This window comes from Pseudomonas sp. BW7P1 (genome assembly GCF_024981055.1).
GTDB lineage: Bacteria > Pseudomonadota > Gammaproteobacteria > Pseudomonadales > Pseudomonadaceae > Aquipseudomonas > Aquipseudomonas bananamidigenes.
Window position 1 is genome coordinate 2,959,464 of the sequence record NZ_CP103374.1, and the last position, 25,277, is coordinate 2,984,740.

Sequence of the window (25,277 nt, forward strand, 5' to 3'; positions counted from 1 at the left end):
TTTAGGTACTTGCGTGCTAAAAAAACACGACCGGCAAGTATCAGAATCGACACATTCAAACTAACCAGCTCGTTCGTCAGAGTAAAAAATCGGTTTTATCGAGGCTCTGGAGAAGTCTCTGGATCAGTGAATTCGGGGTGGGCGTGGATATGTATCGGAAATGTACATAAATTGTAAAAATGTGAAAAATTCGTTGGTGACATCAGTTACGCGACCGATACTCCGGGCAATTCAAGACGTTTCACAAGGATATTTTTCATGTTCTTTTCGCAAGGAGCACGCTCATGACCGTTGGCTATACCGGAGCCTGGCAATCCAAGGCGGGTTTGCTGGTTCGAGATACCGCCAGTTCGAGCAAGCCGGTTTCTCAAAGCGTTAAGGTCAAGCAGATGCTGGCCCTGGTCGGCAACGACCCCACCGTTCTCAACACGGCGGAAATGGACAAGCAGCGTTTGCACAAAAGCATCAAGGGCTTCGACCCGGAGAACGTGTCGGCCAAGCAATTGGGCAAGCTGAGCGAGTTCTTGCGCAGTCGCGGCCTTATTTCCGAAGTGACGTCGATGACGCTGCTCAATGCCGGTGACAAGTTCGATCGTTTCGGCATCCAGAAAGACCCGGATGCCAAGTTCAACGCGCTGGAGTATTTCGCCACGCAACTGGACACCATCAACAACAACAGCCTCAAGGGCAACAAGTACGCCAATGGGTTGATCCCGGAGTACAAGAAAGCCATTTATGTGCTGCAAAGCCTGAAAACCTATGGGCAGGGCGGTGAGCGTGCGCTACCGACCGACAAAGGCGTCAGTGCCAAGGCGTAAAAGGCAGGGCCCGCTCCGGTAACGGCGCGGGCCCTTGCATTCATGGACCGGTGCCGCAGGCCTGGAGCGTCGCCGGCGAGGCGATCTGTCGCTGCATGTCGTCGTGCAACAACTGCATTCGCGGGCAATGCAGTGTCAGGGATCCGGGCTGGAATCCGCGATGAAACAACGCCAGCCATCCCTCACTTCTGTCATCGGGCGCCAGTCCGGTGAACACGAACCCGGTCTTCGATAACCGGCGCCAGGCATTGTCGAAGCCCTGTGCAAGTCTCAACCTTATCGATATCAGCCAATGAGCGGGCAATTGCTGTAATTGTTTGAGCAGACCGTCGTCGATTTCGCTGAATATCCCGTCATATCGTCCCCATCGCTGTTCCAGCTGCGCGGGCGAGCGGAGCCAGGGCGGAACGTCCGATCGCGTTCCGAATATGTCACACATCCGCTGCATGAACTCACGACACCCGTCCGGCCAGGCCAATGCTGGCAGTGGGCGACGACAACCTGCCACAGGGGCATAACCCAGAACGAGTGATTCCGCCACGCCATCGCCAAAGGGCGACGGTGCATGCTCGGGCAATAATCCGGTGTTGTGAAAACCAAGTCTGGCGGCCATTTTCTGTGTGTACGTGTGATGGGTCATTTGCTTGATCGTGACCCCCTGATAGCCGAGCGCCTGGGCATGGATCAGCAGGCGTCGGCCAAGACGTGTGGCGACATTCCGGCCACGGAACCGTGGATCCACCACGCTCAGCGCCAGTTCGGCGACCGACGCGCCGTGCTCAAGCATCAACGCGGCATGTCCCGCAATCTCGTTGTTCGTCGCCGCCACCCACGAGTGCCAGCGTCCATCGGCATGGTTCTGGCTGATCATGAGCGGCAGGTAAACATGCGGCTGAGCGTAATGGTCGCCATAGATCCTCCTGAACAGCCGACTCACGGCAACGGCGTCACCGCTGCGGTAACCACGCAGGATGATCGACTCCATCAACGATCCTCCAGACGGGAGCCGTTGTAGACACGTCGATCCACCACTCGCTGACGTTTGCCGGAGCGAGGATCACGTGTCAGCTCCTGAACGTTGCAGCAAAGAACCTGCAATGCCAGCAATTGTTCGGCGCACAGTTGTTCGATCAACGGATAGTCCTCGATCAGTGCACGGTAAAGCGCTCGATCGCTTTCAGTCGTCGCCGCTGCCATGGTGTCCGGCGCCCAGAGCAGGCGCAGGATATCCATGACCCCCTCCTGCTCGATCACCAGTTGCCAATCGTCGCTCCCGGTGACGCGCCGCACGGTCTCGCCGATCGATTGCGGCAACAAGGTCAGAATGCCCACTCGTATCCGCTGGCTGTCAGCGCAGCGGCCCATCAGCGCGAACTTGCGTCGGGACGTCCCGCTCGGCTCGCGCCAGCAGGCACGGTCGCCGACCGGGTAACGGATCAACGGCATCAACCGGCGCGTGAGGTTGGTCGTCACCAGGCGTCCGACACGGTCACATGCTTCGATCACTTCACCGGTCTGTTCATCGAGGATCTCCAGCACGGCGTGCCCCTCTGGAACCCGGTGTTCACCCAGGTCGCAGTCACGATGGCTGGCGCCGATGAATCCGGCGTCCACGCTGGCATAGCCGATGGACGCCACTCGGGCATTGGGGAGCACTCGTGCCAGCCGTTGCAACTGTGCGTCGAACAGGCTTTCACCGGCGTAGAGCAGGGTGGTGACCTCCCCAAGGACACGGTCATGCCGTTCGAGCCACGCCGCGAAGGACAGCAGATTGGCGGGCACACCGGCCAGCACGTTGATCCGGTGCCGGACAATTGCATCAGCCAGAGTGTTCGAGTCGACATGACCGGTGAAGGGAAACTCCACGACTTCGGTTTGTACATGCGCCAGCGCATCATGGGTGAAGATGAAACTGGCATACAGGTCCCCGACAAAAAACAGGTTGGCGATCCGGTCCCCGTCGCTCAACTGCGCATCGAGACCGCGCCCGAAGTCGGCCACCAGGGTCTGCCACTCTTCGCGCCTGAACAGTGAAAACCTGCCGGCACTGGTGGTTCCTCCCGTCTTGAAGATCAGGGCGTCATTCAGCGGTGCTGTCAGAACAGGCCATTGGTCAAGGTCCGGGCTGTCTTTCCAGTATTGCGCGGGGTCAATCACCGGCAGTTGTTCCAGTGAGGGCAACTGAAAGGGCAGTCCGGCGAAGTGATTCGCATAAAAGTGCGAATGCTGTCGCGCAAACGTCACCAGTTCTGCCAGTTCAAACCGTGCGTTCATGTTCGGCTCCTTGCTGGTCTGCACAGGGGCGAACCCTACGATTGTCGATCAGCAGCGGCGTCTTGCCGCTGTGTCGGTTGCGGGTGAATCGCTCGCTGCCGCAGGTCTCCGCCTCCAGGCTCAGCAGGCTTGTCTGGATGAGTACCGCCAGCGTCGGATAACCCGACAAGCGATGCCGGACGTCGTCGGCTTGCCGCGGGCTGAGAACTCGCATGCGCTCCAGGCCGTCCGGGGCATGGTCGAGGATCAGCTGGAATTCGCTCTGCAGACGCTCGGCCAGTTGCGTCAGGCAAATGAAGTCCGTGCCGATGCGCACCAGTCTGCCGTGGCGCTGCAACAGTTCGAAGCGTGGAGTGGGCAGGCCGCATTCACACACGCCGGGAATCCAGCGGCCGCTGTCGCCGACGTCGTAGCGCTGGACGTCCTGACCTTCTCGTTCGATGGAGGTGAATACCAGCCGTCCGATTTCACTGCCGGTCACCGGTCGATCGGCGTCGAAATCGACAATTTCCAGATGCTGGATATCGCTCATCAGATGGAACACGCCATCGTCGGTGGCCGGGCAGGCATGGCCGAGCGGCCCCGCATCGACACTGCCGTAGACCGCCGAGCGGATCAGCCGGACGCCGCATTCACGCATCAGCGCGCGGCTTTGCTCACCGGGATGTTCGCCGCCGAGAAAGACCTTTTCGATCCCGCCATAGTCACGCAGCCGTGTCTGTTCGCTGAGGAACAGACGATGCAGGGTGCTCGGCATGCCGACCAGCACGTTGACGCGCTGATCGATGATCAATTGCGCGATTTCGCGATAGTCGTCATCGGCCGGTGCGCCCATCGGCAGGTGTGTGGCACCCAGCAGCTCCAGCACTTTGGAAAAGCTGAAAAAGCCGCCATACAGGCCGCCGCTGAAGAACAGGTTCATCACCCGGTCCCGTTCAGGATCGAGACCTGCTGCAAACAGCCCGTCGGCGGTGGCGCGCATCTGCCGATCGAAGTCGCGATAGCTGAAACCGGACAGCGCCGGAATACCGCTGCTGCCACCGGAGCGGAAGTACAGCCTGGCGGCTGGATGGATCGGGCGAGCAACGAAGGCGTCTTTGCTCATGATCGGCAGGTCGGCCACGTCGAGAGGCTTTGGCACCGGGTCGAGCGTGGCACGGGCTGCCAGAGTGGTGGCCGGCAGGCTGACCGACACGCGACGGCTCAAGCGCTGCAAGGCATAAACGCCGTCGTGGGGTTCACCTTCGTAACCCTCGTGAATCGCCTGCACCGGAGTGATCCGGGTGACACCGGCGGCAATCAGGGTCCGGGCCAGCTCGGCCATGTCGTGTTCAGTACAGATCAACCCGGCGCTTTGCAGCACGTTTCGCCAAGGTAGCAGCGCGTCTGTGAGCTGCCTGCGTGGCAGTGGCTTGAGCAGCAGGCTGCGAAACAGGGGCGAGGGGGCGAGTTGCGGGTCGTGGGACCAGATGATCCGCCAGTCGGCTGCCTGCCAGACCTGACCACGGGCCCCGGCAAAACTGTAAGCCAGGCGTGCCATCGCCATGCGGGTGGTGATTTCCGAAGCTTCCTGGATCGAAGGCAACAAGGCCGGCCAGTGTCGGGAGCGGCGCTCGAACGCCTCGGCGAGGCCCTGGCCGATGGAGTGCAGCGTGCTCTCGTCGTCACTGTCCACCAGCAACCATTGCGGGCTGGAGCAGGCCTGCTGGTCGAGGCGACAGACTTCGTCGGCCACGGCGTCCAGCGCTTGCGGCGAGACGGCCGTCGGTGTCAGGTAGATGAAGCTGATCCGGTGGCCCCAATCGATCCAGCGACATCCCGGTGCCAGTTGTTGACGTATGGCTTGCAGCGCCGCTTCTCCTCCCCACGCCGACACGCCGTTGGCCCATTGGCAGAGTTGGCCGATCTGCGCAGTGGTGGTCGGTATGACGGCGACATGCCCGGCGATCTGGCCAGTCGTGTCACACTGCATCAAGGCGTGGAGCAATCGCGCCGTCAATCCCTGATCGCTGCTGCTGGGGCGCAGCCAGTTGACGTTGCCGGCCAGCAGGCTTTCGATCACGGCGCAAAACGCCAGCAGCGGCGCATTGCCCGGGGTGATGTGAACCACCAGACCCAACGGGCTCCAGCGCTCGAAGCGCGACTGATGATAATCAATGCGGCGAAGGGAGCCTGGTTGTTCACCGAGTTCGCGCTCAAGCTTGCGCCGCAGCGCATCGGGCTGGCAGAACTCGATCAGCGCCTGGCGTTGTCCGGGATCCAGTGGCAATGCCGGATCCGCGATTTGCAAGCGCCTGGCAAAGGTGGCTACGGCACCAAGGACGGTCGATGTGTCCAGCGCCTCGGCCAACCGATGCGGCAAATCCAGGTGAAGCTGTTCCAGTGCGAAGTCGAGGGTGCATTCGTCGTGAAGCTGTCCATTGATCAGGTACATGTCAGAGGGCCCCCAGCAGTTCAGAGGCGGCCATGGCACAGCTTCTGCCGGCGGTGGTCGCGGCGCGGCCATGCAGTTCGAACCAGTCGGCGGACAGACCACAGCCGCAGCTGGCGCCAGGGTGCAGGGTGGCGAGATCGCTCATGACCACCGCGTGGGCGGGGCTTGAGGAAATGTAGGGCGAGACGAAACTCAGCAAGCCCTGGTGACCGTAAGGCAACACCGTGAAGTCGGATGGATGGCGCACGAAGACCTTCGAATAGACCGGAACATGGAAATGATGGTGAGCACACTCGAGATACGGCACCGGGTGTTCGACCGCACCGTAACCGTCGCGGCAGCGGGACGTCTCGATGCCTAACTGCTGATGGATACGCGCGTACAGCTGCTGACGGGGGATCTCTTGTGCCGCATGGGTCTTCCAGCCACCGCCAAACAGTGCCAGTGAGCCCTCGGCCAGTTGCAGGTCAGGCACCCCGGTGGCCCGCATGCGTTGCAGGGTCTGCCAGAGAAAGGCAGGGAAGCCGAAGATCCGCACCGGCAAGCCCTCTTCGGCGAAGGACTGCAAGGCCGCGATCACGCCAAAACCGTCGAACTCATGATTGCCACCCGTGCGACGCAGTGCGTGGACCACGCGATTGACGGGCGCGAACCGGCACAGAAACTGATCGGTGAAAGAGGTTCCCAGGCGCAGGCTGGCCTCGGGCTCGTAGCTCAGCAGCAGGTAATTACACGGTGTCTGCGGGTTGTCCCAGCCGTAGTGGTGGAAAATCCGTTCGACCATGAATTGGGCGGCCCCAAGACTGCGCTTGTCATAGCGCATGCGGCTTTTCTGGCCGCTGGTGCCTGACGACGTCAGCTCCAAAGCGTCTGTACCGGTCGGGCTGAGCAGTTGTTGCTGTTTGAAAAAACTGGCGAAGACCGGAGGCAATTTCGACCAGTCGGCGAGGCTGTCCAGGTCCGCCGCGGTGAGGCCGTTGGCGTTCAACCAATGTTCGTAGCCGGGCGTGTGTTCACAGTGGAACCGGCTGATTTCGGCCATGGCCTGGTCGAATAACGCCGCTGGCATGGACTCCGAACAATAGGGTCGCATCATTGAACAGAGCGCGTCGCTGTGAGGGAAATGGAACATTGGATGTCCTTATGGCTGGGTCGAGGAGAAGGCTTGCGGCGTTGAAGTCCGAAGAAACCGGTACAGCAATGGCAGGCTCAGCAGACCGCCCAGTGCCGCCCACAAGGCGAAGGATTCAAGGCGGGAACCTGCGCCGATCGCGGCGATGATCGAGCCGCCGGCGCCCATTACTGCAATCGAGATCATGCCGATCGCCGCTGAAACCAGGCCTTTGCTGTCATCGCTGGAAAACAGTGCCAGTCGATAGAGCGCGGCATTACTGATGCCCAGACCCACGGCGTACAGCACCAGCCCGCTGATCAACAGGCCGAGGGAGGCACCGGTCAGCGCGCCGGCCAGCAGGATCAGCAGCCCCAGGCAAAACGGCCAGAGCGCCAGGCGGATCAATTGCGGCAGCTCACGCAATGCCAGCAAACGATCAAGGATCAGATTGCCGACGATGACCGCCGCGAATATCGGGACCTGCCACCAGGCGTACTCTCGAGTCGACAGGCCCAGCAACTGAATCAACAACAGCGGTGAGAGGCCGATCCAGACGATCAGTGGCAGCCCCATGAGCCCGAGCGCGAGGCTTGCAGCGAGAAAGCTCCGGTTGCGCAACAGGGCCGCGTACCGAAGACGGGTCTGGCGCCAGGACAGTGGGACCGCAGCCAGCCGGCCGCCATCGCGACGAACGGTCCCGACGGTTTCGGGCATGCAGGCATAGAGCCCGAGCCACGCGATCGCGGCTGTCAGACCCAGGCCCAGAAACAGTTCGCGCCAGCTCAGCCATTCCAGCAGCAGACTGCCCAGTAACGGGCCGAGCAAAGGAGACAGCAATGCGATGTTGCCGAGCAAGGCCATGAGCCGCACGGCATCCGCCTCACAAAATACTTCCGAAAGTGCGGGGTAGCTGACGGCCACCACGAACCCCAGGCCCATGCCTTGCAGAAGCCTTAATGCGTTGAAGATTTCGATATCGGGTGTGGCGACCGCTGCTGCGCAGGTGACGCCGAAGAGGGCGCAGCCGCTTAACAGCAGCGTGCGGCGGCCGAACCGGTCGGACAGGGGCCCGATCAGCCACTGCAGGCAGACGCCTCCGATCAGATACAGATTGAATGCGTTGGGGATATGGCGCGGATGGGCTCCAAGATCGTCGGTGACGGCAAGCATGGCCGGCATGACCATGTCGCTGGCCATATAGGTCAGCCATTCGAACAGCGAGATGGCCAGACAGAAGCCTGATGTTTTCAGTGGAGACAGGTGAATGAGCGTTCGTTGCATGCGTGCTGACAGCCTTCGATTGGAAAGACGAAGGCTAGGAGCGAGCAGGGCGCATTCCTACGATGTTGATGTGGCCAGATGTGTCGGGAATTTACCGAATATTGCGAAGTCCTGTTCTCATACAGTCAGTAGCGAAACGTCCGTCGTCTGATGATAAGGAAACAATAGAAAATGCCCACATCCTCGTGGGCATTTTTCATGTGCATTCAATCAAATGTTGCATTTGAAACGAGCATTTTCGGTGTTCTTCAAATGTCGGATTTACCGATGCTGGTAGTAACCAGGGCCTGCGCCATAGTAGCGATGATCGCCATGCCAGCCGCCGTGGGGGATGATGATGCAGCCGCTCAGTGTGAGCAGTGCCAGAACTGGAATCAGCCAGGTGATTCGACGCAGCATTTCAAAAGTCCTCATGGTTAACGCCGTAAGGAGTCAAAACTCTTCATCGGCTGTAACATGTGACCTCGTTTATGGCGGCGCATCCCCGCGAATGGGTATGCGCATGGCATCAACGCCGATACAAACCCGATACATTTCCAGGTTTCAGGAACCCGCAATGACCCAGTCGCAACGTTTGAAATATTCGATTCTGATCGCCGTCGCCGTGCTGGCGATCATGCTCGGCCTGTCCTGGCTGCAGAACGCCGGGATGCTCAGCGAAAAAATGTTCCAGTACATCGCCATGGGGGTGGCGGTGGTCGTGGTGGTGATCAACGGCGTGATGCGCCGCAAGGTCAAACCCTGACGGCGCTCGGGAAGGGATTCAGTGGCTATTGAGGACAGCGGCGGCCTGTGGATGCAGGCTGTAGCTCTTGTCGGCGTTGAAGGTGATGACACCTTCGGCGCACAGACGCTTCAACACTTCGCGCACACTGAGAAACGACAGCGGAATGCCCAGCTCCAGCAATTGGCTGTGAACACCGCGCACGCCAAGGCTACGGTCGCTCTCGGCGGCGATCAGCAGGGCGTCGATGACTTTCAGGCGAATCAGGCTGGTGCGCAGGCCGAAGCTCTTGAGCAGCAGGCGAATACGTTCATTGCCGTGGCGTTCGGTGCGTTGTCCGAATACGCCGGCGTGCGAACCCATGGAAGCTCCTTGATGTGCCTGGCTACCGTCCGATGGTAGTTGCGGGTTGTACATGGGATTACTCCTTTTCAGAGCCTGATCAGGAAGGATTTCGGGTGCTCTCTTTAAACAAGACGTATCAGCCCGACAAATCATGAAGCGAAAAATGTAGAAAATTTGTCGTTGATTCGTCTTTTTCCCGTGATCAGGGCCTGAATCGCCCGGGTATTTCCCTAAATTTTTTTTCATCGGTTTCGTTTTCCGATCAGGCTCATTGCGCGTGGACGCAAGGGTGTTTTCCGGAGCGGATCCGCTGCAATCTCAAACGGTTCGGTACGACGTGGATCCGCTCCTCGGCATTTCGATCAGGAGCGAGCGTGATTATTTCCAGGCGGTTAACCGGGCTGACCCTTGCCGGCATGTTTCTCGGGCTGAGTCTGTCGGCGCATGCCTTCAGCCCTTCCTCCCAGGCCGAGGCCGACATCCGTCGTACGCAGTTCGGCGTCCCGCACATCCGTGCGCAGAACGAACGCGGTCTCGGCTTCGGCATCGGTTACGCCTATGCGCAGGACAATCTGTGCCTGCTGGCCAACGAGATCGTGACCGTCAACGGCGAGCGTTCACGTTATTTCGGTCCGGAGCAGATGACGGTCGAAGAGCGCGAGAATCGCGTCAGTGATGTGTTCTTCCAGTGGCTCAACACCCCGCAGGCGGTCAGTGGGTTCTGGCAGGCTCAGCCGGTCGAGGTGCGTGATCGGCTGCAAGGTTATGCCGCCGGCTACAACCGCTACCTGGCCGAGCGTCGCCAGCAGGGGCTGCCACAGCAGTGTCAGGGCGAGTGGGTGCGGGAAATTACCGCCGAAGACCTGGTGAAGCTGACGCGCCGGTTGCTGGTAGAGGGCGGCGTCGGCCAGTTCGCCGAGGCGCTGGCGGGGGCCACGCCACCTCAGGCCAGCGCTCGGGTCGAACAGGGTGCCCGGGCCTATCAGTTGGCGGCCACTCGTCTGCAACGCTTTGCACTGGACCGCGGCAGCAACGCGGTGGCAGTGGGCAGCGAACGTTCCTTCAACGGTCGCGGCATGTTGTTGGCAAATCCGCATTTCCCGTGGGTTGGCGGCATGCGTTTCTACCAGATGCACCTGACCATTCCGGGCAAGCTGGATGTGATGGGCGCTGCGTTGCCGGGCCTGCCGATGATCAACATCGGCTTCAACCCGCATCTGGCCTGGACCCATACCGTCGACGCGTCCAAACATTTCACCCTGTATCGCCTGCAACTCGATCCGAAGGATCCGACCCGCTACCTGCTGGACGGAAAATCCCTGCCATTGAACAAACAGACCGTCACCGTTCAGGCCAGACAGGCAGATGGCCAGATCGTGCCGGTGACTCAGGACATCTACAGCTCGCAGTTCGGTCCGATCGTGCAATGGCCCGGTAAGCTGGACTGGGACAACCAGTACGCCTACAGCCTGCGCGACGCCAATCTCGACAACGACCGTGTGCTGACGCAGTGGTACGCCATGAACCAGGCGGCCAGCCTCAAGCAATTGCAGGACTCGGTACACAGGATTCAGGGCATCCCCTGGGTCAATACACTGGCTGTGGATGACAAGGGGCAGACGCTGTACATGAACCTGTCGGTGGTGCCGAACGTCAGCGTCGACAAGCTGGCCAAATGCAGCGATCCACGCATGGGGTTGCAGATGATCGTGCTCGATGGCTCCAACAGTGACTGCGCCTGGGATATCGATCCGAAAGCGGCACAGCAGGGCATTTTCGCTTCCAGCCAGTTGCCGCAACTGTTGCGCAAGGATTTCGTCCAGCACTCCAACGATTCGGCCTGGCTGGCCAACCCTGCGCAACCGCTGACCGGATTTTCGCCGTTGATCAGCCAGCAGGATCAGCCACTGGGCCTGCGCTCGCGCTTTGCACTGGATCGCCTGGCAAGCCTGAGCAAAAGGGGGACGATTTCGGTGCAGGACCTGCAACACATGGTGATGGACGATCAGGTGTATCTGGCCAGTCAGGTACTGCCGGACCTGTTGCAGTTCTGTGGTACACAGGCCGCTGGCGAAGCGGCATTGAAGCCTGTGTGCGCCAGTCTCAAGGCGTGGGATGGTCGAGCCAATCTGGATTCGGGAATCGGCCTGGTGCATTTCCAGACCATCATGCAGGCCCTGCAGGCGTCGCCGGATGCCTGGCGCGTGGCATTCGACCCGAAGGACGCCCAGCACACCCCGCGCGGACTGGCGACTGAAAACCCCGAAGTGATGAAGGCGCTGCGTGAGGCGATGCTGGCGTCAGCGGAATCGGCCGGCAAGATGGGGCTGACCGCGCAAACTCGTTGGGGCGATGTCCAGGTGGCCAGCAGCGGCGGTCAGCAGACGCCGATTCATGGCGGTCCCGGTACCTTGGGCATCTACAACGCGATCCAGAGCGTGCCCCGTGAAGACGGCAGACTGGAAGTGATCAGCGGTACCAGCTATCTGCAAGTGGTGACGTTCGATGAAAACGGGCCGCACGCTCAGGGGCTGCTTGCGTTTTCGCTGTCCAGCGATCCGGCGTCGAAGTACTCGCGGGATCAGACCGAAGCCTTTTCGAAGAAACAGTGGAGCGCATTGCCATTCACCGAACAGCAGATCAAGGCCGATCCCCAGTATCAGGTGCAGAGCGTCAGTGAAGCATTGGATAAATCGGGAAGCGTGGCGGCGCAGTAATCAGTCGTCACACTGTCGCAACACACATTGAAGGCCGCCTCCGTAAAGAGGCGGCCTTCAGCTTTTTGGCGGTTGCTGCGGCATCGGATTGATCACCGGGTTGCCGTCTTTGTTGCGGGTGATGAACACCGGCAGGACTTTGGGCATCGAGCCGGCGAAGCTGTTGAGCTCTTTGATGTTGTAGATACCGCCGACCCGGATCGACCCTGTGGCGCTATCGGCCAGCATCAGCGGTTTGTCCAGATAACGGTTGATCAGAGGCAGGGCTTCGTTCAACGCCAGGTTATCGAGAATCAACTTTCCGCTGCGCCAGGCCAGCGAGGTGTCGCCGGCGTAGGTCTGGCTGATTTGCGGTATGTAATCGCCGTGTCTGTAGCGCGCCTGCATCGAAGGCCCCAGACGCAGCCCATCACCGGACAACCGAGTGTTGCTGGTGACCAGCACGGAACCTTCGACCAGGTTGACCTTCACCTGATCTTCATACATCCAGACATTGAAACGGGTGCCGGTAACGCGAATCCTGCCTTCGGCTGCCTTGACGATGAACGGGTGGCTCAGGTCGTGGCTGACTTCAAAGAACGCTTCGCCCTTTTTCAGGGTGACACGCCGCTCGTCCTTGTAGTTGCTGAAGGTCAGTTCTGAATTGAGGTTCAGCTCGACCTGACTGCCATCGCCCAGGGTGACATGGCGAACGTTGTCAGTGGCTGCAAAGTGCTGATAGCTGTCGGGCAGCCAGCCCAGATTCCAGCCGGTCCAGGCCGCCAGTGGCAGCGCCAGCGCGCAGACCGACGCTGCTACCGCGTATTGACGCCAGGTCCGGGCCGGCCGGCGGATTGGTGCGACCACCGCAGGCACCGGGGGCGGCAAGTGTTCGGCGACCTCCCAGATTTCCAGCATGGCCTCGTACTCGAAGGCATGTAGCGGGTGCGCATTGCGCCATTGCTCGAACGCGAGCCGTTCCTCGGCCGTGCAATCGACGGCATGCAGGCGCATGCACCAGTGCGCGGCGGCATCGGTGATCGCATCGTATTCGGCTTCGGAGAGGGTGTTCTGGGTCATTGACTCGTCCTGATTTGCTGCATTCTAACCTTGACGGGAAGGTGACGAGAACTGCGGTCATGGCTATTTCCCATCAAGGGCGGCATTTTTCCCTCGATAGCTGCAAATCAGGATGCACGGGAACCGGGCTTGGGAACGTTTACGTTCAAGTGGGCTGGACCGGATCCAGCTGGCGGCCGATTTCGCAGATCAGACGGGCGATGGAATCGGCATTGCGCAGAATGACGTCAATCCGTGCGTCGGGCGATTGCGGATCGAGAAAAGCGTTGCGGGCCTCCCGGATGGTCTGGCTTTTCGTCAGTTTGAGAACCTCGGCACTGATGAGCTGAAACTCCGGAATGTTGTCGATGCTGACCCAGGACTTGATTGTCGTGTTCCATTCCGCGAACAGCTGCGCCCTCGGAGTGCTCAATGACAATGCGGATTTCTGATCGAACTCGAGCTCCTGAAACATTGACGCTCCGCGAGCCGTGATGGTCGAAATCAGGTCGCTGAACGGCTCCCGTGCCCTCAACGAGGCAATATCCAGCGCTTTGCTGAACTGGTGGGCAAATTCATGAATCAGTGTCGCGGCCTGCGCATGGCCATCGACATCGAACGGCTCCAGCAAATGGATTTTGAACTGATCCAGCTGCTGGTCGAAGAAGTGCTCAGTGAAATGCACCTGTTTTTTTGCGTCGCCGTCCAGCACGAAGGCAATGACATCGGGCAGGAACCGGTTTGATCCAACAACGAAGCGATCGGTGTCCAGCAGTTCATCGGTCGGGTCCACCAGCGCCTGGCAGATCGGGATAATCGTGGTGTTGATCTTGACCAGCATTGCAGTGGTGATGCGGGGCACATCAAAAAAATCTTCCAGGAAGCGGGATACCCGGGGGTTGTCGGTTCCGCTGCTCAGTGGTGTGAGGTTATGCAGGCAATAGAATGCATAGCGTCGCGCGAGATCGATGGCGTTCACCAGCACCCGGGCTTTTTCCGGGTATTTGAGGCGGATTTCATCCATGCCGCGGGCCTCGATGTTCAACATGATCCGGCGTAGACGGGAGATGGTGTTGCGCTCGGCCAGCTTCCTGAAGGCCTGGCCGTAGTGAACGGTCTGCCAGGCCGGTACCTGAACCATCGCCAGACCGCTTTTTTGAAAGAGCGGGCCGTGTTTTCCCGTGTTTGCCAGTTGCCAGGCCGAGTCACTTTGTTTGATCTGGTAGACCTTGCCATTGATGGCTGTGTAATGGCGATTGGAGTCTGGTTGCCGGTAAGTACCGGTTACCGAGCCATAGATGAGATCCCTCAACGTAACGTCAGTGGCCTCCGAGGATTGCATCCGGGTACGCATCGACGAGGTCGGCTCGATTTCACTGATGTCGAGAGTCGTGGCCTCCTCGGCAACGGTGACGTCGGTCGATATTTCCGGCAGCAGAGCCATTTGAAGTATTTGCACGCCGCCGTCGACAAAGGACTGTAATGCCCGTTTCCAGTGATGGTTCTGCAAGGCGTCGGCCGAGTCCTTGACACCGTCATAAGCACGCCAGAGAAATGGCACAAAGGCCAGTTTGCCCGGCAGGATGGCCGAGACCTGCCTGATGCCCCGGCTGAACAGGGTCTTGGCGACTTCCCAATCGGACTGTGCTTCGCGGTCGGTCTGCGACTCAAGCTGTCGTTGCAATAACTCCAGATTATCTTCGTACAACTGGTCCAGCAGGTTGCCTTCGACAGGACGGCTGGCCAGGGTCATTTCGCTGCTCTCATCCACGGTAGCTGCCAGCAGGCTGCGAAAGACCGCCTGCCTTCCGGGGGGCAAGCGCCGAATCAACAGGTTTTGCAGAGTACCCGGCGTATTCATTGCCGCGATCAACGCCTTTTCGTCCCCGAACTCGTGGAACACGTGTTCGGTGTAGGGCGCGTAAAGCACCAGCGGTCCTTCGTGCCTCTGACCCGGAGAAAAGACGTAAAGGCCTGGTACGGTCTCTGGATTGGCGCCGGGTGTCTTGACCAGCGTCAGCGGGCTGACGACTGCATGAGCGCCGGGCACCGTGGCTCGGGCATAGCCATCGGGCATGTCCAGTCCCTGAATGATTTGCTCGTAAGCCTTCGCAGACAGATGCTGCTGCAGTTTCAATGCATGGGCGTGCTGCATCAGTTGCCAGGGCATCTGTCGGAAAAAACGCTGTTTGCGTTCACGACCTTCAACCGTGGTCGTGGACAGTGCCGCAGCCACCTTTTGGCCATAGGTATCCGGGAGCTCCAGCGACAGCAACAATTGATCGACGGTTGCGCGGTCCAGTCCGGCAGGCAAGGGGCTGGAGGTCTTCGATGAAACTCTGTAACCCGTGCCCTGAAGTACATTGACGTGATTCAGGGCGAAGTCCACGAGGTCGCGAGACGGTCCGGCCAACGCCAGATCGGGAATGATCTCGATCTGGCGGGGATCGGGTCGTTCGTTCGGAAAACGGAGGGCGAGCGAAGTTTTCAATGCTTGTTCGACATGCTCGGCCAGCGGTGTCACGCCAGTCAGGTAATCCTGATCGTCGATGACACTCTGATTCCACCGCTCAAGCAGTTCGATGTGCCTTTTCTGATCCTTGACCGGAGCCATGCTCAGCCAGGCAGGGTACGTCTGCTGGTTTTCGATGGCCCTGGCGTGCTCGCATGCCAGGCGCAGATTGGTCTGGAGCGGCGTCTTGCGCAGCATTGACAATGCCTGGTCCCGCCTTGTCAGTTCAGTCACACGCTGACGCACCTGTTCACAACCTGCCAGATAGTGCTCGATGCAAGATTGCATGCGCTCGTGGAGCACGTTGCGAAGGATGATGCGAAACCGTCCGAGGGTGTAGCGCTGGTGGGGGCGGTACTGATCGGGAACGATATTTTCCAGCAGCGACAGACATTGAACATTGTCGAGCAAGCGTCGGTCCAGCGCGCGGCGGGCGATGGCGATGTTTTCGAAAACCTCCAGACCCAGCGCGGGCGTCCATAACACAGTGCGCCCCGAGTGTTGGCTGTCGAGCCCTCCGCGCTCGGTCATGAGCACGCAATGGGCCAGCGGCCAGACTGTCCTGCCGTCGGGAGAGTCAAGGGAGAGGGCATAGGCGTCGGGTCGGAAACCGTTGAGGCTGCGGCGTTCCAGAGGGCCAGGCCGATCGGCATCGATGACGGTTTCGACGAGCGCCCGGGCCCAGTCGGGCAGGCTGCCGCTCGATACCCTGAGCCTGGCTTCGCCGTTTATGCCGACAAACCAGGCGTGGGCCAGATCCGCTTTCATGTTTTCAAGCCATTCGCGCTGGGTGTCGCGGGTTGTCATGGGCTGCCTGTGGAGATTCTCCCGAAGCGAAAACTCGACGGCCCGGAAGGTCTTGATGGCCGCGCGGGCCTTGTCGGCCAGAAGGATTGAGGGTTGCTGGCTGCCGGACCAGGCCGGTTGTGTGCTCCAGCGTCCTTGTGCATCAAGTTGTTGCAATCGCTCGTGAATCATCGAGCGGATGTCCAGGCTCTTGTCGAACAACGCGTGGAGGTTCACCGCTCCGTCGCTGAGGCGGAACACCTGCAGGGCGTATTCGATGTTCTGGCGCTGCTTGGTGATGATCGATTCGCCGAGGAACCGGAAGACCTCGCCGGCTACCCGCTCTCCCGAAACCCGGGGCTGATCGAAACCCAGGAAGCGGTTGCGCTCATCCAGACTCAGGTGCCCATAGAGCTCGTCTTCGTGACCTTCGGCGAGAAATTTTTCCTGCAGGGTGGCGTTCAGGTCCTGATAATCCTTGAGCTGCTGCAGACCCTGAGAGGGCGTGTAAAGAAACGAGCCGGCACCGCTGATCATCAGCGATCCGGCCAGCTCCACATAATTGGCCGGGTTTTCCCAGAGGCGTACGGTCTCGGCGATGGGGGCGGGGGGCCCCTCGGCAGCGGGGCGAATCAACTGAAGCAACTTGCTGAACTGGTTGGCATCGAGTATTCCCGCCTCGCGCTTGAGCAGCCAGTCGACGCGGGCCTGGTCTTCCAGGACCCGGGCGAGCAATGTGCGACGGGTCGATCCCAGGGCCGCCGCACCGTTCCAGTAATGTTCCAGTTGGCGGAACAGCAGGGCCGGCAACATGCCGGATGCCTGGGTGACGGCATTTTTCCACTGTTCCTGATCGTGCGTGCCCGGTGGCCTGTCGGGGTGGGAAAACCCGGGCAGACGATTACCTGGCCAGCGCTGGTGGCGATAGTGCGTCAACACCGCCTCGCTCAGACTCATGGAACCCGTTTCGCTGGCATACCCGTTGGAAGCCTGATGGCTTTCACCGTCGCGGGCCGCATGAATGCTGACACGGGTATGACGTTGTTGCAGCGCTCCGAAATGAGGTTTGAGCAGTTCATCCAGTGCGCTGTCCAGCCATTGCGTCAGGGTCGGCAGCTTCTTGAGTTCGTCCAGCATGGTCTGGGCGTTGAGTATGGGACCTTGCCTGAGGCTGGAATCACGCTCCTCGAATACATCCCCCTCAATGATCGAAAACGTCACTGAAATGCGCTCGGCATCCTGTAGTCGTCGCTGCTGGGTCAAGGGTAGAAATGCCAGCAAGGTGTCCTGACCGTCGGTTGTTTCGAGGCGTGATTCGAGCTGAGCCTCCAGGTCCGCGCGACTGTGGTATTTGCGGATGCCTTCGTACGGGGTGTAGAGGATCTGGCCCTTGTCATAAGGCGTGTCACTCAGAACAAATGCACCCGGCAGTGGAACGGGATTCTGACTGTCGGCGTTGAGCAGAACACGTTCGGCGTACATGGGCGGCCTTTGCTGGCGCCGCAGGGTATCGGACGCCAGCCTGACATCGGCCAGCCATCTGAAATCCTTTTCTTCCAGGCCGTGGGGCTTGCCCGGTTCGGGCCGCCGGCCCGGGGCGTCGAGTGCTTCGGGAAACAGTAATGCAGAAGTGGGGGTGGACATCGTCAAGCCTCGTCAGTGTGCGTCTGCACGTGAGTAGAGGGGCTCGAGACTGGGGGACGCACGCAATGCAAGGGTGGTATATCAATATCGCGCAGGGTTGACAGGCCACCGGCTGCCCGTGGTTAATCCGGATGCGTCAGTTCGTACGCTGTTGTTCCCTCCAATAATTATTCTGGAGCTTCAGATGTCTGCGCCACACGATCATGCGGTCTCGTCCACGGTCTCTCTGGACGAGCTGACCCAACTGCTGGAAAAAATCTTCATCCGTCACGGCACCTCCCGTGAGGTCGCCAGGACCCTGGCGCACAACTGTGCCAACGCTGAGCGCGACGGTGCCCATAGCCATGGCGTGTTCCGGATTCCGGGTTATGTCTCGACCCTCGACAGTGGCTGGGTCAACGGCCAGGCCGTGCCGAAAGTCGAGGACGTGGCTTCGGGCTTTGTCAGCGTCGATGCCGGTAACGGTTTTGCCCAGCCTGCGCTGGCGGCGGCGCGTTCGCTGTTGGTGGAAAAGGCTCGCCGTGCCGGGATCGCGATACTGGCGATCCGCAATTCCCATCACTTTGCCGCACTGTGGCCGGACGTCGAGCCTTTCGCCGACGAAGGTCTGGTGGCGCTGAGCGTGGTCAACAGCATGACTTGCGTGGTGCCCCACGGCGCTGACCGCCCGTTGTTCGGCACCAACCCGATCGCCTTTGCCGCGCCGCGTGCCGACGGTGCGCCGATCGTGTTCGATCTGGCCACCAGTGCCATCGCCCACGGAGATGTACAGATTGCCGCGCGCAAGGGCGAGAAGCTGCCGGCGGGCATGGGGGTGGACAGCCTCGGACAGCCGACCTGCGATCCGAAAGCGATTCTCGAGGGCGGGGCATTGCTCCCCTTTGGCGGGCACAAAGGTTCGGCGCTGTCGATGATGGTGGAGCTATTGGCCGCCGCGCTGACGGGCGGCAACTTCTCGTTCGAATTCGACTGGAAGAACCATCCAGGGGCCAAAACCCCCTGGACCGGCCAATTGCTGATCGTGATCGACCCGAGCAAGACCGCCGGGCATCGCTTCGCCGAGCGCAGTCAGGAACTGGTCAGGCAGATGCACGGGGCAGGGCTCAAGCGCTTGCCGGGCGATCGGCGGCATTTACAGCGGGCCAGATCATTGGCCGAGGGCATCGTGCTGGATGAGCAAACCCTGGCGCAGTTGCGTGAACTGGCGGGCGAGTGACGTTTTGCCGGACATGAAAAAGGCGGGCCCGATGGCTCGCCTTTTTTGTTCTCGCTCAGCGGCGGCCAAGCAACAGACCGACCACCAGACCGAAACCGGCCGAGATCGCCACGGTCTGCCACGGATGGCCGCCGATGTAGCTTTCGGTGGCTTCCACCGCCGGCTTGGTGCGGTCACGCACGCTTGAGACCGAATCCAGCGCCTGCTGCAACTTCAAGGCGATTTGCCCGCGCAGGGTCTCGGCTTCCTCGCCGACCAGTGAAGCACTGCTTTTGAGCAGCTTGTCCGACTCTTCGATCAGAGCCTGAAGTTCGCTGAATGCTTGATCCTTGATTTGGTCTTCAGCGGCTTGAACGGCGCTTTTGCGGGCCATTGGGTGACTCCTTGCAAGTGAATGGACAGTGTTCAATGGAGTATGGCGCCGCTTGAAAAGTTGCAGTGAATTTCTCTCGCAAAGAAAAACCAGCGCCGGAGATTTGCGTCCAGCGTGTAAGATATCGCCATTTCACGCAGCAGGTAATTCCACATGAGTTTCAATCTGGCCAACAAATCCCTCGCAGAGCGCGCGGCGGTGGAAGACGAGAAATCCCGACTGTTCGAACTCTGGCAGAACAATCTGGGCAAAGCCAAGGGCGAAGCCGCACGATTGTTCGGCGAGCGCTCCAAGCGCAAGGGCAAATGGGCCGAATTCGTGCGCGCCGAGCTGGACGGCATGTCGCCGCCGGAGTTCGCCAACATGGTGCGCAGTGAAGTCAACCGGTTGATGGCGACCAACAAGTAATCATTCGGTCTTGAAACTGGCGGCAATCGCTTCGCGCACTTTCAGCACCACCGGGTCGATCTGGGTATTGGTGCGCCAGCCCAGTTCGACCGGATAACGCGGCAATGCCAGCGGGCAGGGCAGCAGGGCCAACCCGCTTAGCGATGCAATGGCCTGCGCCGCATGGGTCGGGATGGTCGCCACGGCCGTACTGCCTTTGAGCAGGTGCGGCAACGCCGCGAAATGCGTGGTCGAGGCGCATACCCGGCGACTCAACCCCAATGCCGCCAGCCCTTCATCGGTAATTCCGATAAAACCTCCGGACGACACCAGAATGTGCTCCCGGGCGACGAATTCCTCCAGACCTATGTGCTGCTGGCCGGGCGCAAGGCTCGCCGGGTCCACCAGGCACGCGTAACCGCCTTCGCCCAGCACCTGACGACTGAGCAGTCGCTCGGCGAACCCGCCGGCGGTGATCGCCAGGTCGATGCTGCGCTCCATCAGGGCCCGGGCGACGATCTGGCTGTGGGTCTGGCGGAAGATCACACGCAGCTTCGGCGCCCGTCGCCCGATTTCTTCGATCAGACGCCGCCCGTAGGCAATCTCGAAGTCATCCGACAGCCCGATGCTGACCGAGCGCCCGTCGTACTGATTGGCCGCCGGGTCGACCATTGCCAGGCTTTGCCGGCATTTGTTCAACGCATCGCTGACTACCGGTTTCAACTGATTGGCCTTGAGGGTTGGCGCCAATCCTCGGCCGGTGCGCACGAACAATTGATCGCCGTACACCTCGCGTAACCGCCGCAACGCCGCGCTGACCGCCGATTGCGTCACGCCCAGACGCAACGCCGCACGGCTGGCGCTGGACTCTTCATGCAGCGCTTCAAAGACTTTCAGCAGGTTCAGGTCGACGGTGGCGATATTCATTTGGCTCATATCATTCAGCAGTGAGTCGGGCTTTATTCATGATCCCGTGGCGCCGGAGAATGAGCAACACCTGAACCTCACGGAGTGACCAGCATGCCCAAATCAATCGTTGCCGCCCTGCAAATCGGTGCCTTGCCCGGTGGCAAGGGAGAAACCCTGGAGCAGATCCTGAGCTGGGAAGACGCCATCCTCGAATCCCGCGCCTCATTGGTGGTGATGCCCGAAGCCTTGCTCGGTGGTTACCCCAAAGGCGAGGGCTTCGGCACGCAGTTGGGTTACCGCCTGCCGGAAGGACGCGAGGCCTACGCCCGTTACTTCGCCAACGCCATCGATGTGCCGGGCGTGGAAACCGAAGCGTTGGCCGGGCTGTCGGCGCGCACCGGGGCCAATCTGGTGATCGGTGTGATCGAACGGGCCGGCAGCACCCTGCATTGCACCGCCCTGTATTTCGACCCGCAGGCGGGCCTGGTGGCCAAACACCGCAAACTCATGCCCACCGGCACCGAACGGCTGATCTGGGGCAAGGGCGACGGTTCGACCTTGCCGGTGCTCGACACCCAGGTCGGCAAGCTCGGCGCGGTGATCTGCTGGGAAAACATGATGCCGCTGCTGCGTACGGCGATGTACGCCAAGGGTATCGAGGTCTGGTGCGCGCCGACCGTGGACGAGCGCGAGATGTGGCAGGTCAGCATGCGCCACATCGCCCATGAAGGGCGCTGCTTTGTGGTCAGCGCCTGTCAGGTCCAGGCCTCGCCGAACGAATTGGGCGTGGAGATCGCCAACTGGCCGGGGGATCGACCACTGATTGCCGGTGGCAGCGTGATCGTCGGGCCGATGGGCGATGTGCTGGCAGGGCCGTTGCGCGGCGAGGCCGGATTGCTCACCGCCGAGATCGACACCGATGAACTGGTGCGGGCCCGCTATGACTACGATGTGGTCGGCCACTATGCACGGCCGGATGTGTTCGAGTTGAGCGTGGATGAGCGCGCCAAACCGGGTGTTCGTTTCACTGCTTGAGGCGCTGCCGCCACTCCTCACGGGTGATTTCCCAGATTTCCCGTGGGAAGCGGCCACTGACGAAGTCATCCTCGTCGGTGCGGATCAAGCGCATGCCGGTGCGCTGCGAGAGCTTGCGCGAGCCAATGTTCGGAGCAGCTTTCGGCACGCGCATCAGCGGTTGATCGAGGGTTTCGAACCAGTAGCGGGTCACGGCTTCGCTGGCTTCCGTCATCAGGCCCTGGCCCTGCCAGGCCGGGGCGAGCCAGAACCCGCGATGGTTATCCGGCTCGTCCATCAGGCTGATGTTGCCGATCAATTGCTCAGGTGCCGACTTGAGACGAATCGTCCAGTGCCACTCTTTGCCCGCCGCAATCGCCGGCAGCGCAATGTCACGCAGGTAGGTGAGGGCGCCATCGTCCGGATAAGGCCAGGGCACCAAAGCGTTCAGGTAACGCACCACGTCCCAGTGTGCAAATTGCTGCTGGATGGCCTCGGCGTCGGCCAGTTCCAGTGGGCGCAGGATTAGCCGTTCGGTGTACAGGGTGGGTGTGTCTTCCATAAACCTGCGACTTCCATTTTTCTGTCAGTGAGCGTCGCAGGCTACCGCATCTTTACCAGGTTGCGGCACTGGCTCGTGGCAGGCTGAGCTTGCCGCTGTCGACAAAACGCAGGGTGCCAAAGACGCCGCCCGCCAGTTTGCCGCGCAGTACGTATGGCAGGTTGTCGAGGGACTGCGTCTGGCTCAGGCCCAGGGTCTGGCGCAACACCGAGAACGCGGAAATGCTCACCGGGACGCTGACGATGGCTTCGGAAAACCGTGGAATGGAGCCGCTCTGATCGCTGACACCGGACGCGAGAGAGTGCCCGTTCACGTCCAGATCCAGCGCAATGCCGTTGTAGTCGATGGCGGTTTCGTTGGGGTTCTGCACGCGCAGCTTGATGGCGAAGCGCACTTCCAGATCCTGGCTCGGCAGCGGTTCGACGCCGACCACGTTGATGTTCACCGGGTCGCGGTCGGGAAACAACGCGCAGGCGCTGAGGGAGAGCAGAAGCAGGGACAGGATGACGGCTTGGATACGACGCATTGATGCTCTCTCATTGAAAAAGGGCTGAACCGTTGCCGGTATCAGCCCTTTTTTCATCGAGCGGACACCCTCAACGGTTCAACTGTGCGACAGCGGCCTTTGATGCGGGTTCACCCTTGGCCGGGGTCTCGGGGTTTTCCATGACCTGAAGAATAGAGGCTTCCGGGTCGAAGTCGTCTTCTTCCAGTTCAATGAATTCTTCCGGCAGGAAGAGATTCAGTACGATCGCACACAGTGCACCGACGGTGATCGGCGACTCGAAAATATTACGCAGCGCCTGCGGCAGTTCACGCAGCACCTCCGGCACGGCGGCGATGCCCAGGCCCATGCCGACTGAAATCGCCACGATCAGCATGTTGCGTCGATGCAGGCCGGCTTCGGCGAGGATCTTGATCCCGGCCACGGCCACGGTGCCAAACATCACCAGTTCGGCGCCGCCGAGCACCGGTTTCGGCATCAGTTGCAGCACCGCGCCGATCATCGGGAACAGCCCCAGCAACACCAGCAGACCGGCAATGAAGAACGCCACGTAACGGCTGGCGACGCCGGTGAGCTGGATCACCCCGTTGTTCTGGGCGAACGTCACCATCGGCATGCTGTTGAACACCGCAGCCATTGCAGAATTGAGGCCGTCGGCGAGCAGCCCGGACTTGATCCGGCGGATGTACAGCGGGCCCTTGACCGGCTGCCGGGAAATCATCGAGTTGGCGGTCAGGTCACCGGCAGCTTCCAGCGGCGACACCAGGAAAATCACCGCCACCGGCACGAAAGCCACCCAGTCGAAGTTGAAACCGTACTTGAACGGTACCGGCACGCTGACCACCGGCACTTCGGGCAGATTGGCGAAATCCACGGTGCCCATCAGCCACGCCACCACATAACCGAGGGTCAGACCAATGACGATGGCGCCCAGACGCAGGAACGGCACGTCGACCCGGTTCAACACCACGATGGTGGCAAGTACCAGTGCCGCCAGGAACACATGGCTGCCCGCGCCCAGATCCGCTGCGCCGAAGCCGCCGGCAATGTCGGTCATCGCCACCTTGATCAGCGACAGGCCCATCAGGGTGATGATGGTGCCGGTCACCACCGGGGTGATCAGCATGCGCAGCTTGCCGATGAACTGGCTCAGCACCACTTCGATGAACGCGGCGAAGAAACACACGCCGAAGATGGTCGACAGGATCTCATCGGTGCCACCGCCCCGGGCCTTGACCATGAAACCGGCGCTGAGGATCACGCTGATGAAGGAAAAACTGGTGCCTTGCAGGCACAGCAATCCGGAGCCGACCGGGCCAAAACGCCTGGCCTGAACGAAAGTACCGAGGCCGGACACGAACAGCGCCATGCTGATCAGGTACGGGATTTCGCTCTGCAGACCAAGGGCGCCGCCCATGATCAAGGTCGGAGTGATGATGCCGACGAAGCTGGCCAGGACGTGTTGCAGCGCGGCAAACACCGTCGCGGTGAAGTGCGGACGGTCGTTGAGACCGTAGATCAGGTCGTTGTTGCGCGGGGCTTTCTCAGAGACGGTCATGGTGGTTTGCGTGCCGCAATGCGGGGCCGGGTCGGAAAATGGGTGCGCAGGATGCCGCAAGCGAGGGGCGAGGGCAACGCATGATCGCTCCCACTCTCTGCGCGGGAATGCAGCCGGGGACGCTCCGCGTTCCAAAAAATGCTCAGGTTCGACCAAAGGCGGACAGCAGATCTTCCTCGAACGCCTTCTGCGCATCCCCCGGCACCTGCGCCCGATGGCGGGCCAGGTGGAACGCCACTTCAAAGCTCAACTCGCCTTCGAGTACCGGGCGCAGCAGGCCTTTGTCCTGCCATTGCCGGGCGTAATGGCTGGGCAGATAGCCGAGATGTTTACCCGACAGAATAAAGGCGAGGGTGCCTTCGACCTGTTCCGAACGTGCCGAACAGACCTTGCCTTGAAACGGCTCGTCACTGCGGAGAAACCGATAGGGATGATCGACCCGGTCACAGGCCTGTAACGCTGCGTCATCAGGCGCCTCATCGGTGAACAGCGGATGCCCGAGGGCGCAATACAGGTGCTGGGTTTCGCTGAACAGTTCACGGTAATCGAAGGCGCGTTGCACCTGGGAGAAGTAACCGATGGCCAGATCCAGCCGCTGTTGCAGCAGCAGACGTTCCATTTCACCGGGCATGGCACTGATCAGCTCGATGCGCACCGATTCATCCCGTTCGCGAAAGCGCCGGATCGCTTCGGCCACCCGTTGCAGCACCGATTGATCGACGGCTTCGGACAGTCCCAGGCGCACTTCGCCGATCAGGCGCCCGGCAACGCCATTGGATTGATGGCGGAAGGTTTCGATGGAATCGAACAGGCTGCGCGCCGCAATCAGCAGTTGTTCGCCTTTGGGGGTGAGGCTGAAACCACCCTTGCCACGGTTGCACACCCGATAGCCCAGACGGGTCTCAAGCCTGGCCATTTGCTGGCTGATGCTCGACTGGCTCAGGCCCAATTCACCCTGAGCGGCGCTGAAGCCATTGGACTCGACCACTCCGAGAAACAGGCGCAGCAGCTGCAAATCGACATCGTGGAGCTGACCGAGCATTACATTACTCCGGCATAAAGTCAG

21 protein-coding genes are annotated in these 25,277 nt (G+C 60.6%); 6 read left to right on the plus strand and 15 right to left on the minus strand.

All coding sequences use genetic code 11. The features are described from left to right. Positions 1-284: 284 nt before the first annotated feature. The gene (locus NWV16_RS13215) at positions 285-818 is read left to right on the plus strand and encodes a hypothetical protein (protein WP_260523396.1); all 534 of its coding nucleotides are present in this window, start codon (positions 285-287) and stop codon (positions 816-818) included. A gap of 40 nt (positions 819-858) precedes the next feature. Here NWV16_RS13215 and NWV16_RS13220 read toward each other — a convergent pair whose 3' ends face one another. The 6 genes from NWV16_RS13220 to NWV16_RS13245 all read right to left on the minus strand — a co-directional run bounded on the left by NWV16_RS13220 (position 859) and on the right by NWV16_RS13245 (position 8,320). Next, a complete protein-coding gene (locus NWV16_RS13220) occupies positions 859-1,803 on the minus strand; it encodes a GNAT family N-acetyltransferase (RefSeq protein ID WP_260523397.1) in 945 nt (314 codons plus the stop codon). Further along, positions 1,803-3,092, minus strand: a complete 1,290-nt coding sequence (locus tag NWV16_RS13225; RefSeq protein ID WP_260523398.1) for a phenylacetate--CoA ligase family protein — start codon at positions 3,090-3,092, stop codon at positions 1,803-1,805. The genes NWV16_RS13220 and NWV16_RS13225 overlap by 1 nt, the downstream gene beginning before the upstream one ends. Continuing rightward, positions 3,076-5,526: an aldehyde dehydrogenase family protein gene (locus NWV16_RS13230; RefSeq protein WP_260523399.1), complete on the minus strand. Its 2,451-nt coding sequence runs from the start codon at positions 5,524-5,526 to the stop codon at positions 3,076-3,078. The genes NWV16_RS13225 and NWV16_RS13230 overlap by 17 nt, the downstream gene beginning before the upstream one ends. Before the next feature lies 1 nt (position 5,527). Then, entirely contained in the window at positions 5,528-6,658 is a 1,131-nt protein-coding gene (locus tag NWV16_RS13235) for an acyl-protein synthase (RefSeq protein WP_260523400.1), read from the minus strand. A 9-nt stretch (positions 6,659-6,667) separates the two neighbouring features. Continuing rightward, positions 6,668-7,921: an MFS transporter gene (locus NWV16_RS13240; protein WP_260523401.1), complete on the minus strand. Its 1,254-nt coding sequence runs from the start codon at positions 7,919-7,921 to the stop codon at positions 6,668-6,670. Positions 7,922-8,182: 261 nt separating this feature from the next. Then, positions 8,183-8,320 carry a hypothetical protein gene (locus tag NWV16_RS13245; protein ID WP_176704417.1) on the minus strand — a complete coding sequence of 46 codons (138 nt, stop codon included), beginning with the start codon at positions 8,318-8,320 and terminating at the stop codon, positions 8,183-8,185. 157 nt (positions 8,321-8,477) lie between these two features. Between NWV16_RS13245 and NWV16_RS13250 the strand changes: the two genes are divergently transcribed. Continuing rightward, entirely contained in the window at positions 8,478-8,666 is a 189-nt protein-coding gene (locus tag NWV16_RS13250) for a hypothetical protein (protein ID WP_065257985.1), read from the plus strand. 18 nt (positions 8,667-8,684) lie between these two features. On the opposite strand, the gene NWV16_RS13255 is transcribed toward NWV16_RS13250, so the two are convergent. Then, complete coding sequence (locus NWV16_RS13255; protein WP_260523402.1) at positions 8,685-9,062, minus strand: fe2+ zn2+ uptake regulation protein; 378 nt, start codon at positions 9,060-9,062, stop codon at positions 8,685-8,687. Between the two features lie 302 nt (positions 9,063-9,364). On the opposite strand from NWV16_RS13255, the gene NWV16_RS13260 reads away from it, so the two are divergent. Continuing rightward, a complete protein-coding gene (locus NWV16_RS13260) occupies positions 9,365-11,707 on the plus strand; it encodes an acylase (protein ID WP_260523403.1) in 2,343 nt (780 codons plus the stop codon). A 57-nt stretch (positions 11,708-11,764) separates the two neighbouring features. Here the strand turns inward: NWV16_RS13260 and NWV16_RS13265 are convergent, their stop codons facing one another. After that, positions 11,765-12,766: a FecR family protein gene (locus NWV16_RS13265; protein ID WP_260523404.1), complete on the minus strand. Its 1,002-nt coding sequence runs from the start codon at positions 12,764-12,766 to the stop codon at positions 11,765-11,767. A gap of 145 nt (positions 12,767-12,911) precedes the next feature. Continuing rightward, complete coding sequence (locus NWV16_RS13270) at positions 12,912-17,687, minus strand: dermonecrotic toxin domain-containing protein (RefSeq protein WP_260523405.1); 4,776 nt, start codon at positions 17,685-17,687, stop codon at positions 12,912-12,914. A 184-nt stretch (positions 17,688-17,871) separates the two neighbouring features. Here NWV16_RS13270 and NWV16_RS13275 point away from each other — a divergent pair, with 184 nt between their 5' ends. Beyond that, the gene (locus NWV16_RS13275; protein ID WP_260523406.1) at positions 17,872-18,903 is read left to right on the plus strand and encodes an Ldh family oxidoreductase; all 1,032 of its coding nucleotides are present in this window, start codon (positions 17,872-17,874) and stop codon (positions 18,901-18,903) included. Positions 18,904-18,958: 55 nt separating this feature from the next. Here the strand turns inward: NWV16_RS13275 and NWV16_RS13280 are convergent, their stop codons facing one another. Further along, complete coding sequence (locus tag NWV16_RS13280) at positions 18,959-19,276, minus strand: YqjD family protein (protein ID WP_095189014.1); 318 nt, start codon at positions 19,274-19,276, stop codon at positions 18,959-18,961. Between the two features lie 153 nt (positions 19,277-19,429). On the opposite strand from NWV16_RS13280, the gene NWV16_RS13285 reads away from it, so the two are divergent. Beyond that, positions 19,430-19,684, plus strand: coding sequence for a hypothetical protein (locus NWV16_RS13285; RefSeq protein WP_260523407.1), 255 nt, complete (start codon positions 19,430-19,432; stop codon positions 19,682-19,684). Here NWV16_RS13285 and NWV16_RS13290 read toward each other — a convergent pair whose 3' ends face one another. Continuing rightward, positions 19,685-20,599, minus strand: a complete 915-nt coding sequence (locus tag NWV16_RS13290) for a LysR family transcriptional regulator (RefSeq protein ID WP_260523408.1) — start codon at positions 20,597-20,599, stop codon at positions 19,685-19,687. An 84-nt stretch (positions 20,600-20,683) separates the two neighbouring features. On the opposite strand from NWV16_RS13290, the gene NWV16_RS13295 reads away from it, so the two are divergent. Beyond that, on the plus strand, positions 20,684-21,607 hold the full coding sequence (locus tag NWV16_RS13295) for a carbon-nitrogen hydrolase family protein (protein WP_260523409.1): 924 nt from the start codon (positions 20,684-20,686) through the stop codon (positions 21,605-21,607). Here NWV16_RS13295 and NWV16_RS13300 read toward each other — a convergent pair. The 4 genes from NWV16_RS13300 to NWV16_RS13315 all read right to left on the minus strand — a co-directional run bounded on the left by NWV16_RS13300 (position 21,597) and on the right by NWV16_RS13315 (position 25,253). After that, positions 21,597-22,148 (minus strand): GNAT family N-acetyltransferase, encoded by a 552-nt coding sequence (locus tag NWV16_RS13300; RefSeq protein WP_260523410.1) that lies wholly within the window; start codon positions 22,146-22,148, stop codon positions 21,597-21,599. The genes NWV16_RS13295 and NWV16_RS13300 overlap by 11 nt on opposite strands. 52 nt (positions 22,149-22,200) lie before the next feature. Continuing rightward, a complete protein-coding gene (locus NWV16_RS13305) occupies positions 22,201-22,674 on the minus strand; it encodes an LEA type 2 family protein (protein ID WP_260523411.1) in 474 nt (157 codons plus the stop codon). 70 nt (positions 22,675-22,744) lie between these two features. Beyond that, the gene (locus tag NWV16_RS13310; protein WP_065257973.1) at positions 22,745-24,211 is read right to left on the minus strand and encodes a nucleobase:cation symporter-2 family protein; all 1,467 of its coding nucleotides are present in this window, start codon (positions 24,209-24,211) and stop codon (positions 22,745-22,747) included. Positions 24,212-24,353: 142 nt separating this feature from the next. After that, positions 24,354-25,253 (minus strand): LysR family transcriptional regulator, encoded by a 900-nt coding sequence (locus NWV16_RS13315; protein WP_260523412.1) that lies wholly within the window; start codon positions 25,251-25,253, stop codon positions 24,354-24,356. Between the last annotated feature and the right edge of the window lie 24 nt (positions 25,254-25,277).

What these genes read in the sequence shown, in the direction of transcription:
- NWV16_RS13215 (WP_260523396.1), top strand. Translation starts at nt 285, where the DNA reads ATGACCGTTGGCTATACCGGAGCCTGGCAATCCAAGGCGGGTTTGCTG.
- NWV16_RS13220 (WP_260523397.1), bottom strand. Translation starts at nt 1,803, where the DNA reads ATGGAGTCGATCATCCTGCGTGGTTACCGCAGCGGTGACGCCGTTGCC.
- NWV16_RS13225 (WP_260523398.1), bottom strand. Translation starts at nt 3,092, where the DNA reads ATGAACGCACGGTTTGAACTGGCAGAACTGGTGACGTTTGCGCGACAG.
- NWV16_RS13230 (WP_260523399.1), bottom strand. Translation starts at nt 5,526, where the DNA reads ATGTACCTGATCAATGGACAGCTTCACGACGAATGCACCCTCGACTTC.
- NWV16_RS13235 (WP_260523400.1), bottom strand. Translation starts at nt 6,658, where the DNA reads ATGTTCCATTTCCCTCACAGCGACGCGCTCTGTTCAATGATGCGACCC.
- NWV16_RS13240 (WP_260523401.1), bottom strand. Translation starts at nt 7,921, where the DNA reads ATGCAACGAACGCTCATTCACCTGTCTCCACTGAAAACATCAGGCTTC.
- NWV16_RS13245 (WP_176704417.1), bottom strand. Translation starts at nt 8,320, where the DNA reads ATGCTGCGTCGAATCACCTGGCTGATTCCAGTTCTGGCACTGCTCACA.
- NWV16_RS13250 (WP_065257985.1), top strand. Translation starts at nt 8,478, where the DNA reads ATGACCCAGTCGCAACGTTTGAAATATTCGATTCTGATCGCCGTCGCC.
- NWV16_RS13255 (WP_260523402.1), bottom strand. Translation starts at nt 9,062, where the DNA reads ATGTACAACCCGCAACTACCATCGGACGGTAGCCAGGCACATCAAGGA.
- NWV16_RS13265 (WP_260523404.1), bottom strand. Translation starts at nt 12,766, where the DNA reads ATGACCCAGAACACCCTCTCCGAAGCCGAATACGATGCGATCACCGAT.
- NWV16_RS13270 (WP_260523405.1), bottom strand. Translation starts at nt 17,687, where the DNA reads ATGTCCACCCCCACTTCTGCATTACTGTTTCCCGAAGCACTCGACGCC.
- NWV16_RS13275 (WP_260523406.1), top strand. Translation starts at nt 17,872, where the DNA reads ATGTCTGCGCCACACGATCATGCGGTCTCGTCCACGGTCTCTCTGGAC.
- NWV16_RS13280 (WP_095189014.1), bottom strand. Translation starts at nt 19,276, where the DNA reads ATGGCCCGCAAAAGCGCCGTTCAAGCCGCTGAAGACCAAATCAAGGAT.
- NWV16_RS13285 (WP_260523407.1), top strand. Translation starts at nt 19,430, where the DNA reads ATGAGTTTCAATCTGGCCAACAAATCCCTCGCAGAGCGCGCGGCGGTG.
- NWV16_RS13290 (WP_260523408.1), bottom strand. Translation starts at nt 20,599, where the DNA reads ATGAGCCAAATGAATATCGCCACCGTCGACCTGAACCTGCTGAAAGTC.
- NWV16_RS13295 (WP_260523409.1), top strand. Translation starts at nt 20,684, where the DNA reads ATGCCCAAATCAATCGTTGCCGCCCTGCAAATCGGTGCCTTGCCCGGT.
- NWV16_RS13300 (WP_260523410.1), bottom strand. Translation starts at nt 22,148, where the DNA reads ATGGAAGACACACCCACCCTGTACACCGAACGGCTAATCCTGCGCCCA.
- NWV16_RS13305 (WP_260523411.1), bottom strand. Translation starts at nt 22,674, where the DNA reads ATGCGTCGTATCCAAGCCGTCATCCTGTCCCTGCTTCTGCTCTCCCTC.
- NWV16_RS13310 (WP_065257973.1), bottom strand. Translation starts at nt 24,211, where the DNA reads ATGACCGTCTCTGAGAAAGCCCCGCGCAACAACGACCTGATCTACGGT.
- NWV16_RS13315 (WP_260523412.1), bottom strand. Translation starts at nt 25,253, where the DNA reads ATGCTCGGTCAGCTCCACGATGTCGATTTGCAGCTGCTGCGCCTGTTT.